Consider the following 15108-nt stretch of genomic DNA (forward strand, 5'->3'; position numbering starts at 1 on the left):
TGCGGTCTCTTTCGCGGCTGCGACGGTGAGGATAGCGCCGTTTTAGCCGGATGAAAGGGGAAGGCGAACCGCGATCTTTGTCCCGGGTGCGTCGCCGAGGGCGTCGGCGGGGGGGACGGGGCTTTCGAGGGTGATGGTGCCGTCATGGGTCTCGACCACCCAGCGGGCCAGGGCCAGGCCGATGCCGAAGCCCTGGGCCGAGGCGCTGCCGGCTTGGGAGAAGCGTTCGAAGATGCCCGTCTGGTCTTTGGCTGCGATGCCGGGGCCGTTGTCAATGACGGCGATTTCGGCGGTCTGGTCGTCCGATCGTGCGTCTAGGCGGACATGCCCGCCGTCGCGGGCGTGGCGGATGGCGTTGCGGACAAGCCCCACCAACACCTGACGAATCCAGTTGCGATCGCAGGTGAGCGTGGCGTGGGGAACGTCCGAGAGCGTGAGGGTCATGCCTGCGTTGTCGGCCTCGGCGCGGACTTCTTCGTGCACTTCGGTCATCAGGTCGGGCAGGCCGACAGCGGCGTGTTCGAGCGCCAGCTGCCCGCTGTCGGAGCGCGCGACGCGCAGAAGGTCGTCGATCCGGCGATTGAGACGCGCGGCGCGGGTCTCGATCGTGGCGAAGGCGTCGGCCTCAGACCCGCCTGCCGCCCGACCGATCTGGGCCTCCATCAGGATGACGGTGAGCGGCGTGCGCAATTCGTGGCTGACATCGGCAAAGAAGCGGCGGCGATTCTCGTCGATTTCGGCGAGGGTTTCGTTGGCGGCGCGCAATTCCTCGGTGCGGGCGGCGATGATGCTGTTCAGTTGTGCACGGTCCTGCTCGACCGCGGATTTGCGGGCGGCGAGCGCGTGGGCCATGCGGTTGGTCTCGGCGTAAAGCCCGCCGATTTCGTCCCGGCGGGTTTCGGGCAGGTCGATTGCGAAATCCTCCTGCCCGATCTTCTGTGCCGCGTCGCGCAGGCGGTCCAGCCGGGCGAATTGCGGGCGGATGAGGCCGAAATAGAAGGCCAGCACCATCACGACCGCGGCCACCGCGATGGCGATGGCGGCCAGCGTCAGCTTTTGGCGCAGGCTTACGATATCGGCGCGGATGTCGGCGCGGAAAAGCTGTTCGGTCTGAACCGCCTGGCTGAGCAGAGGGTCGAAGCCAGTGGCGAAACTGTCGATATGGGCCTGCAGGCGGGGTCTGTCGACGTCGTCGTCGCCAAGGCCGCGCATGGTGCTGTTCAGGAGGGCTTCCATCCTGGCGAGGCCGAGGGATTGGGTGCCGAAGCGGGACTGGGCGTCGATGCCGAGGTCCTCGGCCTCCTGCACGGCCTGGGCCACGTTTTGTTGCAGGCGCCCGAAAGACGCGCGTAGGTTTTCGACCACGGGCTCTAGCCGCTCGGACCGGGTGTCGGCGGGCAATTCGCGCTGCACCGCCTCGGTCGCGACGACGAGAAAGGTGGCGGCCTGGGTCGAGAGGCCCGCATAGCCCGACATGCGCTGTTCGGCCTTGAGCGTGGCATCCAGACGGTCGGACACGGCCAGCAGCCCCAGCCACAGGATCAGCGCGGTGACCCATGTGCCGACCCCCAAGGCGAGGGCGCCGAGGCCGAGAAGGGTCTTCAGCGACATGGCAGGACCGCCTTTTTCGCGGGCATTTGCGATGAAGTGCCGCATTCTTTTGCACAAATTCTGGCGTGACGCGGTGCGCAGGGTCCGGTTACGCTTTTCTTAGGGGAATTGCTGTTGGATGACTGGAGGCACGGGAGCGAGGACCAACGCAACGCGTAAGGAACGATTATGATAGAGCTCCTGTTCGTCGCCTGCCTGGCGACAGATCCAACCCAATGCCGAGAGCGCAGCCTTGTGTTCTCCGATGTAACACCGATGCAGTGCCTTGCCGGGGCGCAGCCGGAACTGGCGCGCTGGGTGTCGACCCATCCCAACGAACGTGTACGAAGCTGGCGGTGCCGGACAGTGAACGATACCGAGTTCGACATCTGAGGTCCCCTCAGGTCTTGCGCTTCATCAGGCCGCGGGCGGGGTCGTAGCCCCAGATGGCCAGCGCGCAGAAGACCAGAGTGCTGCCTGTGACCCAGGCGAGCGCGGTCCAGTTGATCTGGAGATAAAGCGAGAAGCGGATGAGCTCGACCGCGTAGGTGAAGGGGTTGAGCGCGCAGATGTCGCGCAGGAGCGGTGAGCTTTCTGCCATTTTCCACAAGGGGTAGAGGGCCGAGGACATGAAGAACATCGGGAAGATGACGAAGTTCATCACGCCCGCGAAGTTCTCCAGTTGCTTGATGAAGCTCGAAAGGACCAGCCCGAGGCCGCCGAGCATGAGGCCGCCGAGGATCAGGCTGGGCAGCACGGCGAGGTAGCCCCATGTGGGCATTGTGATGCCGAAGGCCGCCGCGATGGCGAGGAAGGTGTAGACCTGCAGCACCGAGATGATCGTCGCGCCGAACAGGCGGCAGATCAGCAGCCACCATCGCGGGAAGGGGCTGGTCAGCAGAAGGCGCATCGAGCCCATTTCGCGGTCGTAGACGAGGCTGAGCGAGGATTGCATCCCGTTGAAGAGCAGCACCATCGCGCAAAGTCCGGGCACGATATAAGTCTCGTAGGTGACGTAGGTCTGGTAGGGCGGGATGATCGACAGGCCGAGGGCCGCGCGGAAGCCTGCGGCGAAGATCAGCAGCCAGACGAGAGGGCGCACGAGCGCGGCGATGAAGCGCTCGCGCTGGTGTACGAAGCGCAGGAATTCGCGGGCGATGATCGCCTTGGCGACGCGGAAGGTGCCGGTCATGCGACCTCCCCCGTGCGCGACAGGAACCAGTCCGACAGGCTTTGATCGCCGCGGGCGGCCCCGGCGGTGCCGCGGTGGATGATTTGGCCCTTGTGCAGAACGACGAGGTCGTCGCCATCGCGCACCTCGTCCGTGAGGTGGGTGGTCCAGAGGACGCAGAGGCCGGTTTTCGTGAGTTCGTGAACGTGGTCCGTTATGCCTTGTCGCGAGGCGGCGTCGAGGCCGACGGTGGGCTCGTCCAGCAAGAGCACGTGTGGGTCGTGAATGAGGGACCGCGCAAGCTCGGTGCGGCGGCGGTGGCCGCCGTTGAGGTCGCGGGCCTTTTCGTCGGCGCGCTGGCGCATGTCGAGCTGGTCGAGGGCGGCGTCGATGCGGCCGGGGATCTCGGATTTCGGCAGGCCTTGCAGGGCGGCGAAATAGGCAAGGTTCTGGCGGACTGACAGGTTGAGATCGAGCGTCGATTGCTGGAAGACGACGCCTAGCTTTCCGAGCGCCTTGCGGGGCTCGCGGCGCATGTCGTGGCCCGCGACGGTGATATCGCCTTGGGGGGCCACCAGCAGGCGGGTCAGCAGGGCAATGAGCGTGGATTTGCCGGCGCCGTTGGGGCCGAGAAGCGCGCAGAAGGTGCCGGGGGCGACGTCGAACGCCACGTCGTCCAGCGCCTGCTTGGCGCCGTAGTTGAAGCTGAGGTTGTTGACGGTCAGGCCTGTGGTCACGTGGTCTGGTCCTTTGTCGTTCCGGCGAGCTGTGCGCCGTCTGGCCCACCTTCCAGTGTCAGGGTCCGGTGTGCAAGCCGTGTCGCCTCGGCCATGTCGTGGGTCACGAAAAGGGTCGCGGGCTGGTGGCGGGCGATGAGCTCTTCGGTCAGGGTCAGCATCCGGTCGGCGGCGGCGGCGTCGAGCGACACGAACGGCTCGTCCATGATCAGCAGGTCGGGCTGGCCCGCAAAGGCGCGGGCGAGGGCGAGGCGTCGCTGTTGGCCGAGGGAGAGTTGACCGGGAAAGAGAGTTTCCTTGCCGGTGAGGCCGACCTCATCGAGTGCGGCGAGGGCGCGTTCGCGCGGCAACTCGGGATGCAGGAGCGTAAGGTTGTCGAGGGCGGAGCGCCACGGCAGCAAGGTGGGTTCCTGGAAGACCATGGCCATCGCCTGAGGCCGGTCAATGTGGCCGGTGAAATCGGTGTCGATACCCGAGACCAACCGCAAAAGGGTGGACTTGCCGATGCCGGAGGGGCCGACAAGGGCGACGGTTTCGCCCTGCGCGATCCCGAAGGCGATGGGGCCGAGCACGAGGTCGTCGCCGAAGCGTTTCTCAGAGATCGAGACGGTGATCATGCGCGGCGCCACCGGGTTGCGTGGCGTTCCCACGGTTGCAGCAGCGCCCATTCCACGAGCAGCATGACCGCGATGAAGGAGAATGCGTAGACCAGCACCATGGATACGTCGAATAGCTGGAAATAAAGGTGGATCTGGAAGCCCACGCCGGAGGAGCGGCCGAGGAATTCGACCACGAGCACGATTTTCCAGATGACGGCCACGCCGCCACGGGCGGCAGCGGCGATGAAGGGGCCGAGTTGCGGCAGGATCACGTGGCGCAGGCGCGTCCAGCCCGACATGCGGTAGACGCGGGCCAGCGCGTCAAGCTGCGGGTCCAGCGCACGGGCGCCTTCGCGGATGACGATGGCGACGTTGGGCACCTTGTTGAGCGTGACGGCGGCGATGGCGGCGGCCTCGGTCAGGCCGATCCAGAGGTAGCAGAGCACGATCAGTACCAGCGCGGGCAGGTTGAGGAAGATCACCAGCCACGGGTCGAGCCAGCGGTTGAGCGCGGGGGAGCGACCCATCGCGAGGCCGATGATCCCGCCCAGCGTCATGGCGAGGCAGAAGGCCCAAAGCACGCGCAGGAGGGTGGCGGAGAGGTGGGTCCAGAGTTCGCCGCTGGCGATTTCCTGTGCAAAGAGGGGCGCGAGGGCCCAGGGGGTGGGCAGGACCTGCGGGTCGGCCTTGAGCGTTGACGCCACGACCCAAAGGGCCAGAAGCCCCGCGATGGAGAGGAGCGGCGTCAGCTTGGTCTGCATTTACTGGACGTCGGCAAATAGGCCGTCGGGGAGTGTGTCGGCCTCGCCCACCAGCTCGGCGCCGCCGAGGTCGTGCATCAGGCTGAGAAGGGCCTGGGCGGCGTCGGTGTCGATCGGCTTGCGCGCCGGAATGCCGGCGATCCAGTCGGTGCGCAGTTGCTCGAATTCGGCGTCGCTGTCGGCATTCATCATCGGGCGCAGGTCTTGCCAGATCTCGTCGGAGGACATGAGCAGGGTTTTGGCCTCGCGGCTGGCCTCGAAGAAGGACTGGGCGAGGCCGGGGTTCTCCGACAGGAAACCTTCCTTGAAATAATAGCCCAGCAGCGGCGTTTCGGGGTCGAGGCCCAGCTCGCGGGCGGCGGTGTCGACGGAAATGAGTTCGTGCATGCCGGCGGCCTTCATCTTGGCGAGGTAGTGCCAGTAATTGATGGCCCCGGCGAGGCTGCCGTCAAGGGCGGTGCGGAAAACGAGGGGCGGGGCGCCGAAGACCTGTTCGGTTTCCGCCTCCAGGTCGAGGTCATGGGCCTGCTGCGCATACGCGCGCAGGATGAGCCAGGACTTGTCGAGCGGGCCGCCGGCGATGCCGAGTTTCTGCCCGGCAAGGTCTGCAAGGGTTTCGGCGGTGGAATCTGCGGGAACGACCACGCCGCCCACTGCGCGGGAATAGGGGATAAACACGTAAGGTTTGCCCGCGGCGCGCTGGCGGGCAACCCAGATCCAGTCGGCGACGGCCATGTCGGCTTCGTTGCCTTCGACCGCGATGCGGGTGGCGCCATTGTCGGCATAGGGCTGAATGTCGAGGGTGAAGCCGTATTTTTCGTCGAGGCCTTCATCGACGATGGTCTGAAGCTCCCAGTTGACGGTGCCGATCTTGAGGGTTGCGGCACGGATCGTGGGGGGCTCTTGGGCGTAGGCCGCCATGCTGCTTAGCAAGAAGGAGAGAGATGCTATGATGCGCAACATGGCGGGCCTTTACTCCATGGGAGAACGGTCAATTTACTCGGCGCGGCGTTCGACCTCGTTCAGGTCGGCGTCGAGTTCGATGTCGAACTGGTTGCCGCCCTTGCAGATCACGTCGTCAAGCTCGTAGCCGCCGTCATCTTCGGCTTCGATATCGGCGGGGTCCATCTGGCATTCGATGGAGGCGAGATAGGCCTCGATCTTTTCGACCGTTTCGGCGTCTACGTGGTCGTCGGCGAGGGCGGGCGAGGCGACAAGCGCCGCGATTGCGAAAATACGTTTCATTTTCAGGGCTCCGTTACTGGATGTTGAAGGTAACTTGTTGGGTTTCGCCGGTGGAGCCGGGGATGCGCAGCGTGTGGCTGCCCGGCTTGATGGCGATGAACGAGATCGTGGCCACGCCCGCCTTGTCGAATTCGAGCGAATCGACGGCCATGGGGCGGATCTCGATCTGGTTGATGACGATTTCGTTCATCCAGATCGCGCGGAAGAAATCGCTGCCGGTGACGGCCAGCTCGGCGGAGCCGTCGGCGGTGATTTCAAGCGTGTAATAGGCGCCTGATTGCAGGTTCACGCTGCCGGTCTCGTGCAGGGGCTGGCCCGAGGCGAGGGTGATCGGGATGTCGTCACCGCGATTGCAGGCGGCCAGCAGACCAGCAAAGCCGAGGTCGTCGCAGAGCGGTGCGGCGGCGGCGGGGCCGGTGAGGCAGGTGGCGGCGGTGGCCGCGGCCATCATCAGTTTCTTCATCTTTTCTGTCTCCTTCATTATTCGATGGTCACCACGCCCCAGGGCTGTTCGCCAACCTGGATGGAGCGCACGGCCTCTTCCTTGGCCACGTCGATGACGGTGATGTCGTTGGAATTGCCGTTTGTCGTCAGCAGGTATTTCTCGTCCGGTGTGAAATCGAGCTGCCAGACGCGCTGACCCACGAGGATGTAGTCGAGCACCTCGAGGCTTTGGGCATCGACCACGGCGACGCGGTTGGAGGGGCCGAGCGCCACGAAGAGGCGCTTGCCGTCGGAAGTGACCTTGGCGCCCACGGGTTGCAGCCATTCGGGCTGGACGTTGGGAACCTCGAAGCTGATCTTCTCGATCAGGGTGGGCGTGCCGTCCTCGGCGATGTCCATGACGCTGACGGTGCCGCCGATCTCGGATGTGACGAAGAGGCGGGTGCCGTCGGCGGTATACTGGGCGTAGCGCGGGCGCTGATCGACCAGCACGTTGTGCTTGATCTCGTAATCCTCGGTCGAGATGAAATGCGCCATGTTGGTCGTCTCGGAGGTGTTCACCACCCACTTGGCGTCGGGGCTCATGCCCATGCCTTCGGGCTCCACCCCCACGGGGACCTCGGCCAGCACGGTGCGGCTGTCGGTGTCGGTGACGGTCACCAGGTTGTCATCCTCGTTGGCGATATAGAGCCGCTTGCCGGAGGGTTCGATGATGAACAGTTCCGGGTCGGGACCAGAGGGGAGCGAGGGCAGTTCCTCGTAGGTTTCCGAATCGAACACCCGGACGAGGTTATCGTCGGACGCGCAGACATAGATCTTGGTGCCGTCGGGGCTGGCGGTGATGCCGCGGGGGCGATTGCCGGCGAAGAATTCGTCGGTCACTTCCCATGTTTCGGTATCGACCACGGTGATGGTGTTGCCGCGTTCGTTGGTCACGAAGGCCTTGCCGGCCAGCGCGGGCCCGGCGGCGAGCGCCAGGGCGGAGGTCAGAAGGAGTGCCTTGAGTTTCATGTGTTCCCCTTAGTTGCTGAAGGCCGTGCAGGCCGATTCCGGGCGGTCGAGGCCGAGCGTGTCCTGCACGGCGTTCTGATGCAGGAAGCCTTCCTGCGGGCTGACGCTGATTGTGACGCGGTCGTCATAGAGCATGACCTGCTGGCGCATCTGGCCGTTCCAGTCGCGGAAGGTGACTTCCTGCCCCTTGAAACCGGCCAGTTCGAATTGGTCGGAAAGCAGGTAGTCTTTCACCCCGTCGGGTTCGGCGGTTTCTGCGCGGGTCACGGCCTCGCCCACTGCGCGCAGGGCGATCCAGACGTTGTAATCGGCGTCCTTGATGTAGCGGTTCGCCAGTTCCTCGAACCGGGTCTGAAGCTGGGTTGCGCCGTAGGCTTCGTGCCCGCCATGCATTTGCACGGGGCGCAGGCCGGACGATCCCATCACGGGGCGCGGATCCCACAGGTGATAGGTGAGGTAGGCGGCGAAATAGTCGGTCTCATCCGCGGTGATGACCACGTCATGCTCGGGCAGGCCCTGCATGAAGCTGGGCAGTTGGCGCTGGACGAGAACGTGCCCAGAGTCGGTGCGGCGGGCGCCGCCGGTGTCCTCGAATGTGCGTTCCTCGACAATATTGGCGCCGAACTTGGTGGCGGCGCGGCGATAGGCGTCTGCCAGCGCCATGTCGGCGGGGTTGGAGCCGGAGATGAGCACCCAGCGCGGCCATTTCTTCCAGATGGCGAATTGCGCGATGGCGTCGGCCTGCTGGGCATAGCTGGTGGCGGTGTGCAGGAGGTTGGCGCGGCATTCCTCGTTGCGCATGGCCATGTCGCCGGCGCGGGTGTTGAAGACCAGCGCGCCATCCTCGGCAGCACGGTCGGCGAGGCGCAGAACGTCCTCTTCCCGGGCGTGGATGACGATCAGGCGGATGCCGTCGGCGAGAATTTCATCGAGAGCGGCATCGGCGGCGTCGGGCGTGGCTGATTTCTGTACCGTCTCGTAGGTATGGCCCATGAAGCTGCCGGTGCTGTTATTGTCCTGATCGGCCAGCGCGGCGCCGGCGAAGCCCAGGTCCTCGGGCGCCTCGTCGAAGCGCGAAATGGGGCGCTGGACCTGGTAGTCGACTCTTAGGACGGCGGCGCGCACGTCGATCGCGGCGGCAGATCCTGCGGTGAAAATCAGCGTGGCGGCGCAGAGCAGCGCGGCCGCGAAAAGCGTCGCAAAACGGTTCAGCACTTTTATCCTCCCTTACCGCCAGATTGCCTCTCGCGGCCCGACCAATACCAATTGCCGTGTTTCGCAATCACTGTACGCAACGCAGAATGAAGGGCGACTCTTAACTTCTAAGAACGTCCGTATGCGATTGATATTGTTCCTGTTCCTGGCTTTCGCCCCGGCTGCGTACGCGCAAGGCGAGGTGGCCTTTTTCGGGCTTCATCTAGAGGACAGTTCGGACCAGACGACACAATCTTCGTCGCTGATGGCCGCTGGGCCGGATGATGCCGACCTGGCCCGCGTGGAGATGCTGGAAGGGATGCTGACGGAGCGATTCGAGGCGGAAGGTTATACGCTTTTGGACCTTGCGCCGGTGGCGGAGGAGTTGGAGCGCGTGAGCAACCCGGCGAGCTGTTACGGATGCGATATTCGCATGGCCAAGACGCTGGGCGCGGAGTTCATCCTGGTGGGCGAGGTCAACATGGTGTCGCCTGTTCTTGTGTCCATCGCGGTGCAGTTGAAGGATGGCACCAGTGGCGAGATCGTGAAGGGCGGCAGCGTCAGCGTGCGCGGCAGCACCGACGAGATCTGGGCGCGGGGGATGCGACAAATCTTGAAAAACCGAATCTTCAGGGAGGAAGATACATGAGAAGACGAGTGTTCATGGCCAGCCTGACGGCGCTGATGCTGCCGGGTATGGCGCTGGCGCACGGGCCGACGCGGCAGAAGGTGACGCTGACCACCGAGGTGGCGGCGGACCCGGCCGAGGTCTGGGAGGCGATCGGGAATTTCCAGGACATGTCCTGGCACCCGGCGGTGCACTCGACGGAAGGCGAGGGCGGCAACGAGATCGACGCCACGCGGGTTCTGACGCTGGGCGAGGACGGTGGGCCGACCATCGACGAGATCCTCTACAAGTACAGCGACGAGAAGATGAGCTATTCCTACCGGATCACCGAGGTGGCGGTCGAGACGCTGCCGGTGACGAATTACTCGTCGCACCTGACGGTGAAGCCGCGTGACGGGGGCGGGTCGATCGTGGAATGGCGGGGCGCGTTCTATCGCGGCTATCCGAACAACGATCCGCCGCCCGAACTGAATGACGAGGCGGCGATTGCAGCTGTCAGCGGCGTCTACCAGGCGGGGCTGGATGCCCTGACCGAGCGGTTCGGTGCGCCGGGCTCTTAATGCGCTGGCGCTTTGCCTGGCCACGCCGGTGGCCGGGCAGACCGCCTTTGTCACCTGTCAGCCTGCTGATGCGTTGAGCGTGATCGACGTGGCCCGAGGGGTCGAGGTTGATCGCTGGGACGTGGCGGGCAAGCCTGCCGGGGTCGCCGTTGGTGGTGATGCGGTCTATTCCGTCTCCCCGGATACCAAGACCGTGCGGCGTTTCACGCTCACCGGCAGGCTTTTGACCGAAACGGTGCTGGATGGCGGACCGACCGGCGTGGCGCTGGACGCGGCGCGCGGGCGGCTGTTCGTGTCGGACTGGTACAATGCGCGGCTTTGGGTTTTGGACGCCGAAAGCCTCGAGGTCTTGCAGGAGCTCGAGACCGGGGCGGAGCCGGCGGGGATCGCGCTGTCGGAAGATGGGCGGTTTCTGGCCAGTGCCGAGAAGGATGCCGACAGGGTGTCGGTCTGGGATGCAGAGACTTTGGAGTTGTTGCACCGTGTCGGCGTGGGCGTGCGGCCCTACGGGCTTGGCTTTGCACCCGATGGGCGGCTGTTGGTGGGTAACGTGGGCAGCAATGACGTGAGCGTCGTGGATGCGTCCGTGGGCAAGGTTCTGGCCACGGTACCGGTGGGAGAACGGCCTTACGGCGTCGCCTTTGCAAGCGGGCGGGCCTTTGTGACCAACCAGTATGCCAACACCCTGAGCGTGATCGACCTGGACACGCTGGAGCCGGTCGAGGAGGTCAGCGTCGGGGAATATCCCGAAGGGATCGACGCCACGGCGGACGGCGCACATGTGGTCTTTGCCAACTGGTTCGAGAACACGGTGACCGTGATGGACGCACAAACTCTGGACGTGGTATATGACGTCGAGACATGCGACGGGCCGCGGGCCTTTGGCATATTCCTGTCGGGAGGAGACACGGAATGATTGGAACACCCATACGCGCGTTGAGTGCGCTATGCGTGATGGCTGTGCCGGCGCTGGCGGGCACCTGGGAGGATCTGAGCGCCGAGATGTATGGCGAGCGGGCGCTCTTGGACGGCGCCGAAGTGATCGCCATCGACGCGCCTTACCGGACGGGCAACGATGCGCGCACGCAGCTGGGGGCGCAGGTGGTGGCGCCGGAAGGGGCCGAGATTGCCAGCGTGACGCTGGTGATCGACGAGAACCCGATGCCGGTGTCGGCCGTCTTTGACCTGGATGCGCCGCTGCCGGCGTTCTTTTTCGACGTGACCATGCGGATCAATGGGCCGACGCCGATGCATGTCGTGGCCGAGACGACCGATGGGCGGCTCTTCGTCTCTGAGGCCTTCGTCAAGACGTCGGGGCAGGGCGCCTGTGCGGCCCCGCCGGGGACCGATCCGAAGCTGGCGCTTGAAACGCTGGGACAGATGGAGATCGAACTGGCCGGGCGGTTGACCGGTCTGGGGCAAAGTGCGGCGGACAAGCTGGCCAATCGGCTGAACCGGATGGACGTGGACATTTCGCACCCGTCGCATTCGGGGATGCAGATGGACCAGATCACGCTGCTGTTCTTGCCCATGCGCTATGTCGAGACGGTGGAGATCGACCTGGACGGTGCGGGATATGTCGAGATGACGGGGTCGATATCTCTGTCGGAAAACCCGCAGGTGGCGCTATCGGTGCCGAGCCGGGCGCAGGCGGTGGATGTGACGATGACGGACACCGATGGCACCGTGACCCACGCGCACAAGAAACTGACCGGATATTAAGAAAGGGCGGCCCCGGGCACATGATGCGCCCGGGGCCTGTCTTTTGTCTTTACTCGCAGGCCGCGGCGAAGCGCGCGGTCTTGTTCTCGACGCTTTCGACGCTCAGCGTGCAGCCGTTCTCAAGCTCGACTTCGGAGCCGGATTCTGCGGATTGCACGTTGAAACCATTTACGGCGAAGCGCACGGTATCGTCGGCAATCGAACTGACGAAGATGCGGATGTCGCCGTCGTTCAGCATCGCGGTAGAGCCGACGCCGAAGGTTTCGGTGTCTTCACCCGACGAAGAGCCACTGTCGCTGGAGCCTGAGCCACCTTCGCTGAGCTGAGCCTCGAGCGCGGCCACACGTTCCTCAAGCGCGGCGATCTTGTCTGCGCTGGATTGCGTGCCTTCGGAACCTTCGCTGCCGCTCTCGGAGGATGCGGCCTGCTCTTCGGAACCTTCGCTGCCACTCTCGGAAGATGCGGTCTGCTCTTCGGAGCCTTCGCTGTCGCTTTCGGAGGATGCGGTTTGCTCCTCGGAGCCTTCGCTGTCGCTCTCGGAAGAGGCTGCCTGCTCTTCAGAGCGTTCGCTGCCGCTCTCGGAGGATGCGGCCTGCTCTTCGGAACCATCGCTGCCGCTCTCGGAAGATGCGGTCTGCTCTTCAGAGCCTTCGCTGCCGCTCTCGGAGGAGGCTGCCTGCTCTTCGGCGCCTTCGCTGTCGCTCTCGGAGGAGGCTGCCTGCTCTTCAGAGCCTTCGCTGTCGCTCTCGGAGGAGGCTGCCTGCTCTTCGGCGCCTTCGCTGTCGCTCTCGGAGGAGGCTGCCTGCTCTTCGGAGCCGTCGCTGTCGCTCTCGGAAGAGGCGGCTTGCTCTTCGGAACCTTCGCTGTCGCTCTCGGAAGAGGCGGCTTGCTCCTCTGAGCCTTCGCTGTCGCTCTCGGAAGAGGCAGCCTGCTCTTCAGAGCCTTCGCTGTCGCTCTCGGAAGAGGCGGCTTGCTCCTCTGAGCCTTCGCTGTCGCTCTCGGAAGATGCGGTCTGCTCTTCAGAGCCTTCGCTGTCGCTCTCGGAGGAGGCTGCCTGCTCTTCGGAGCCTTCGCTGTCACTCTCGGAGGAGGCGGCTTGCTCTTCAGAGCCTTCGCTGTCGCTCTCTGAGGATGCGGCCTGTTCTTCGGAACCTGCGCTGTCGCCTTCGGCAGAAGCAGCTTCTTCCTGGGAACTTTCGCCTTCAGCGGCTGCGGTTTCTTCCCCGGAGGTTTCGCTGTCACCTTCGGCAGACGCGGTCTCCTCCTCGGAGGTTTCGGTGCTGGCTTGGGCTGTCTGATCGCCCAGCGGTTCGGGTCTCGGGCGCAGGGCGGCAACGGCCAAAAGCACGGCCACGGCCGCGATCAGAACCCCGTAAATCAACTTGTCATTCAATGTTTCCACTCCCAGGTCTTAGTAATTTCGATGCGCGAGTCGCTTTCAAACCATATGGGACGACCCGGCCAAACGGCAAATTTCCGGCGCGTATTCGCCCGTCAGGGGTTGGGGAACGGCTCAACTTCTTCCAATGGAAAATCCTGAAACGCCCACCCGTCCGTACCATCGGGGAACCAATAGACCTGCGAATGGTTCCATTCGATTGCGCGTTTCGCGGCGTTCCAGCTCATCCAGCACTCGGCGAGGCAGAAGAAAACGACCGGGCGGTCGGGGTCGCCCCCGGTGGCGTGATCCAGCCCGTCGCGGAAATAGGTGGCGGTGACGTCGGCCAGCGCACCGTAGCCTACATTGGGCAACCAGACCGCGCCCGGGATGCTGGGGCGGGGCTTGTCGCGCCAGATGGTGCCTTCGGGCAGGTTCTCGGGTTTCGGCGCGCGGGGGAGGACGTCGATGAAGGCGGCTTCGCCTGTTTCCCACAGGGCGTGCGCCTCTTCCGCGTCGATGACGGTGCCGCCCTCAAGCGTGGCAGGCACCGGGGCGCGGTAGTGGTCCATGCGGTAGTCGGAAGGTTCAGCCACGTCCTGGGCGGTGGCTGCGCTGGCGGCCCCGGCCGCGAGGGCGAGGGCCACCAGGAGCTGTTTCACTGGCCCGATTCCAGCATCTCATTGCCCATGTCGCTGACCAGCGGCACGCCGGCCTCGACCAGAAGCGCATTGATCTCGTCCTGGTGACGGCGGATGAGCGAATTCAGCTCGCGCTGCCAGACCTTTTCGCCCTGGCGCACGCCCATCGTGATGCGGAAAAACAGGCGCGGGGGCAGTTCCTCGTTGATGAGGGGGATCACCTTCATGTCGGGGTAATCCGCCTTGACCAGCGGGCCGCCGAGCGGGCCCCAGAGGATGGCGGCGTCGGTGTCGCCGGCCTTGAGATCGTCGAGCATGTTGATCGCCGGGTTCTCGTGCCGGCGGTCGACGACGAGGTTGTAAGGCTTGGCCTTGCCGATCAGCCCGTGCCGGGCGAGATGCGCAGACGGCGGCGTGCCGGCGATGATGCCGATGCGGGCGCCCTTCAGAGCGTCGTCGGTGAGGGTCTCGACCGAGGCGAGCGGGCTGTCCTGCGGGACGATCAGGGTGTAGACCGAGCTGAAGTAGTGGTTGGTGTTCAGCACCAGTTCGTGGCCCTGGGCGTAGCCCATCACGATGTCGCAGCGCTTGACCTTCAGCGTGTTGCGGATGAATCCCGTGGCCTGCGGATACCAGGTGTATTGCACCGGCAGGTCCAGCTTGGACGCGATCAGCTCGGCCAGCTTGTTCTCGTACCCCGTGCCCTCCTTGGTGGACATGGGGTAATTGGCCGGATCCGCGCAGACGCGCAGGGCGTTCTGCGAAACGAGATCGGAAGTCTGGGCCGTCGCCGGCCCGGACATCATCAGCGCCGAAAAGCAAAGCGCCGCCGACCCGGTGAGGCGGGCGGCGGCGCGCAATGCTGCGGATTTAGCCCATGCAGGCATCTTCATCCTCTTGGATCGATTCTGACTTGGCTTCTTTCGAGCCGGGGCGTCCGCGCGGGACGGCCTCCATGCCGCGAGCCTTGAGATAGACGTAGATGTCGTCGAGATAGCACATCACGTTCGGGTTGTCGCCGAAGTGGGGCATGACGGAGTTGCCGTTGCCACGGCCGTTCACGACAACATCGTAGAAGTCGTAATAGCCCATGTGGACGGCGGAATTCTTGACTTTGGGGGCGTAGGACGAGCCTTCGCCATCGGGGCCGTGGCAGACGTGGCATTCGGCGTGATAGCGGCGGAAGCCCGAGAAGGTCAGCCAGTCGACGGTGCCGTCTTCGGCCACGTTGTATGTGGGCAGATCTTCCTCGTTGAAGTAGCGCCCGCCTTCTTCGTAGGCGACGGTCTCATCGTGGTTTGCAGGATCGACCGGCTGATCGCTCCAGTTCTGAGCCGAGGCGGTGATCGGCAGTGCGACCAGGGCCGAGGCGAGTGTCAAGCGGAGTCCGGTGCTCATGATGCGGTCATACCTTTCCTGTTTCGGGT

The 15108-nt window shown here is 64.6% G+C and carries 19 protein-coding genes; 5 read left to right on the forward strand and 14 right to left on the reverse strand.

Going from position 1 to position 15108, the window contains the following annotated elements; all coding sequences use genetic code 11:
* Positions 1-42 precede the first annotated feature (42 nt).
* Positions 43-1611, reverse strand: a complete 1569-nt coding sequence (locus C2I35_RS20590) for a sensor histidine kinase (RefSeq protein ID WP_245890577.1) — start codon at positions 1609-1611, stop codon at positions 43-45.
* Positions 1612-1779: 168 nt separating this feature from the next.
* Here C2I35_RS20590 and C2I35_RS20595 point away from each other — a divergent pair, with 168 nt between their 5' ends.
* Positions 1780-1983, forward strand: coding sequence for a hypothetical protein (locus C2I35_RS20595; RefSeq protein WP_103764922.1), 204 nt, complete (start codon positions 1780-1782; stop codon positions 1981-1983).
* Between the two features lie 7 nt (positions 1984-1990).
* Here C2I35_RS20595 and C2I35_RS20600 read toward each other — a convergent pair whose 3' ends face one another.
* Genes C2I35_RS20600 through C2I35_RS20640 form a run of 9 tightly spaced genes read right to left on the reverse strand, consistent with a single transcriptional unit; the run spans position 1991 to position 8773 of the window.
* Positions 1991-2782 carry an ABC transporter permease gene (locus tag C2I35_RS20600; protein ID WP_103764923.1) on the reverse strand — a complete coding sequence of 264 codons (792 nt, stop codon included), beginning with the start codon at positions 2780-2782 and terminating at the stop codon, positions 1991-1993.
* Positions 2779-3498, reverse strand: coding sequence for an ABC transporter ATP-binding protein (locus C2I35_RS20605; RefSeq protein ID WP_103764924.1), 720 nt, complete (start codon positions 3496-3498; stop codon positions 2779-2781). The genes C2I35_RS20600 and C2I35_RS20605 overlap by 4 nt, the downstream gene beginning before the upstream one ends.
* A complete protein-coding gene (locus C2I35_RS20610) occupies positions 3495-4115 on the reverse strand; it encodes an ABC transporter ATP-binding protein (RefSeq protein ID WP_103764962.1) in 621 nt (206 codons plus the stop codon). The genes C2I35_RS20605 and C2I35_RS20610 overlap by 4 nt, the downstream gene beginning before the upstream one ends.
* Positions 4112-4858, reverse strand: coding sequence for an ABC transporter permease (locus tag C2I35_RS20615; protein WP_103764925.1), 747 nt, complete (start codon positions 4856-4858; stop codon positions 4112-4114). The genes C2I35_RS20610 and C2I35_RS20615 overlap by 4 nt, the downstream gene beginning before the upstream one ends.
* On the reverse strand, positions 4859-5821 hold the full coding sequence (locus C2I35_RS20620) for an ABC transporter substrate-binding protein (protein ID WP_103764926.1): 963 nt from the start codon (positions 5819-5821) through the stop codon (positions 4859-4861). It lies immediately after the preceding gene.
* 33 nt (positions 5822-5854) lie between these two features.
* A complete protein-coding gene (locus tag C2I35_RS20625) occupies positions 5855-6103 on the reverse strand; it encodes a PepSY domain-containing protein (protein ID WP_103764927.1) in 249 nt (82 codons plus the stop codon).
* 13 nt (positions 6104-6116) lie between these two features.
* Complete coding sequence (locus tag C2I35_RS20630) at positions 6117-6566, reverse strand: cupredoxin domain-containing protein (RefSeq protein ID WP_103764963.1); 450 nt, start codon at positions 6564-6566, stop codon at positions 6117-6119.
* Positions 6567-6583: 17 nt separating this feature from the next.
* Positions 6584-7558, reverse strand: a complete 975-nt coding sequence (locus tag C2I35_RS20635) for a YVTN family beta-propeller repeat protein (protein ID WP_103764928.1) — start codon at positions 7556-7558, stop codon at positions 6584-6586.
* A gap of 9 nt (positions 7559-7567) precedes the next feature.
* Positions 7568-8773 (reverse strand): ABC transporter substrate-binding protein, encoded by a 1206-nt coding sequence (locus C2I35_RS20640; protein ID WP_425442952.1) that lies wholly within the window; start codon positions 8771-8773, stop codon positions 7568-7570.
* 121 nt (positions 8774-8894) lie between these two features.
* Between C2I35_RS20640 and C2I35_RS20645 the strand changes: the two genes are divergently transcribed.
* Genes C2I35_RS20645 through C2I35_RS20660 form a run of 4 tightly spaced genes read left to right on the forward strand, consistent with a single transcriptional unit; the run spans position 8895 to position 11662 of the window.
* Positions 8895-9401 (forward strand): DUF3280 domain-containing protein, encoded by a 507-nt coding sequence (locus tag C2I35_RS20645; RefSeq protein ID WP_103764929.1) that lies wholly within the window; start codon positions 8895-8897, stop codon positions 9399-9401.
* Positions 9398-9940, forward strand: a complete 543-nt coding sequence (locus C2I35_RS20650) for an SRPBCC family protein (protein ID WP_103764930.1) — start codon at positions 9398-9400, stop codon at positions 9938-9940. The genes C2I35_RS20645 and C2I35_RS20650 overlap by 4 nt, the downstream gene beginning before the upstream one ends.
* Complete coding sequence (locus C2I35_RS20655; protein ID WP_103764931.1) at positions 9924-10856, forward strand: YVTN family beta-propeller repeat protein; 933 nt, start codon at positions 9924-9926, stop codon at positions 10854-10856. Before C2I35_RS20650 ends, C2I35_RS20655 begins: the two co-directional genes overlap by 17 nt.
* Positions 10853-11662 carry a quinoprotein dehydrogenase-associated SoxYZ-like carrier gene (locus C2I35_RS20660; RefSeq protein WP_103764932.1) on the forward strand — a complete coding sequence of 270 codons (810 nt, stop codon included), beginning with the start codon at positions 10853-10855 and terminating at the stop codon, positions 11660-11662. Before C2I35_RS20655 ends, C2I35_RS20660 begins: the two co-directional genes overlap by 4 nt.
* A 49-nt stretch (positions 11663-11711) precedes the next feature.
* Here the strand turns inward: C2I35_RS20660 and C2I35_RS20665 are convergent, their stop codons facing one another.
* The 4 genes from C2I35_RS20665 to C2I35_RS20680 form a co-directional block, all read right to left on the reverse strand.
* Positions 11712-13055 carry a hypothetical protein gene (locus C2I35_RS20665; protein WP_146050100.1) on the reverse strand — a complete coding sequence of 448 codons (1344 nt, stop codon included), beginning with the start codon at positions 13053-13055 and terminating at the stop codon, positions 11712-11714.
* 101 nt (positions 13056-13156) lie between these two features.
* The gene (locus tag C2I35_RS20670; protein WP_371931649.1) at positions 13157-13702 is read right to left on the reverse strand and encodes a PQQ-dependent catabolism-associated CXXCW motif protein; all 546 of its coding nucleotides are present in this window, start codon (positions 13700-13702) and stop codon (positions 13157-13159) included.
* Entirely contained in the window at positions 13699-14568 is an 870-nt protein-coding gene (locus C2I35_RS20675; RefSeq protein WP_211286202.1) for a substrate-binding domain-containing protein, read from the reverse strand. The genes C2I35_RS20670 and C2I35_RS20675 overlap by 4 nt, the downstream gene beginning before the upstream one ends.
* Positions 14552-15079: a c-type cytochrome, methanol metabolism-related gene (locus C2I35_RS20680; protein WP_103764934.1), complete on the reverse strand. Its 528-nt coding sequence runs from the start codon at positions 15077-15079 to the stop codon at positions 14552-14554. The genes C2I35_RS20675 and C2I35_RS20680 overlap by 17 nt, the downstream gene beginning before the upstream one ends.
* Between the last annotated feature and the right edge of the window lie 29 nt (positions 15080-15108).

This window comes from Roseovarius confluentis, assembly GCF_002917925.1.
GTDB lineage: Bacteria > Pseudomonadota > Alphaproteobacteria > Rhodobacterales > Rhodobacteraceae > Roseovarius > Roseovarius confluentis.

What these genes read in the sequence shown, in the direction of transcription:
- C2I35_RS20620 (WP_103764926.1), bottom strand. Translation starts at nt 5,821, where the DNA reads ATGTTGCGCATCATAGCATCTCTCTCCTTCTTGCTAAGCAGCATGGCG.
- C2I35_RS20650 (WP_103764930.1), top strand. Translation starts at nt 9,398, where the DNA reads ATGAGAAGACGAGTGTTCATGGCCAGCCTGACGGCGCTGATGCTGCCG.
- C2I35_RS20660 (WP_103764932.1), top strand. Translation starts at nt 10,853, where the DNA reads ATGATTGGAACACCCATACGCGCGTTGAGTGCGCTATGCGTGATGGCT.
- C2I35_RS20600 (WP_103764923.1), bottom strand. Translation starts at nt 2,782, where the DNA reads ATGACCGGCACCTTCCGCGTCGCCAAGGCGATCATCGCCCGCGAATTC.
- C2I35_RS20630 (WP_103764963.1), bottom strand. Translation starts at nt 6,566, where the DNA reads ATGAAGAAACTGATGATGGCCGCGGCCACCGCCGCCACCTGCCTCACC.
- C2I35_RS20595 (WP_103764922.1), top strand. Translation starts at nt 1,780, where the DNA reads ATGATAGAGCTCCTGTTCGTCGCCTGCCTGGCGACAGATCCAACCCAA.
- C2I35_RS20680 (WP_103764934.1), bottom strand. Translation starts at nt 15,079, where the DNA reads ATGAGCACCGGACTCCGCTTGACACTCGCCTCGGCCCTGGTCGCACTG.
- C2I35_RS20625 (WP_103764927.1), bottom strand. Translation starts at nt 6,103, where the DNA reads ATGAAACGTATTTTCGCAATCGCGGCGCTTGTCGCCTCGCCCGCCCTC.
- C2I35_RS20590 (WP_245890577.1), bottom strand. Translation starts at nt 1,611, where the DNA reads ATGTCGCTGAAGACCCTTCTCGGCCTCGGCGCCCTCGCCTTGGGGGTC.
- C2I35_RS20675 (WP_211286202.1), bottom strand. Translation starts at nt 14,568, where the DNA reads ATGCCTGCATGGGCTAAATCCGCAGCATTGCGCGCCGCCGCCCGCCTC.
- C2I35_RS20610 (WP_103764962.1), bottom strand. Translation starts at nt 4,115, where the DNA reads ATGATCACCGTCTCGATCTCTGAGAAACGCTTCGGCGACGACCTCGTG.
- C2I35_RS20635 (WP_103764928.1), bottom strand. Translation starts at nt 7,558, where the DNA reads ATGAAACTCAAGGCACTCCTTCTGACCTCCGCCCTGGCGCTCGCCGCC.
- C2I35_RS20645 (WP_103764929.1), top strand. Translation starts at nt 8,895, where the DNA reads ATGCGATTGATATTGTTCCTGTTCCTGGCTTTCGCCCCGGCTGCGTAC.
- C2I35_RS20615 (WP_103764925.1), bottom strand. Translation starts at nt 4,858, where the DNA reads ATGCAGACCAAGCTGACGCCGCTCCTCTCCATCGCGGGGCTTCTGGCC.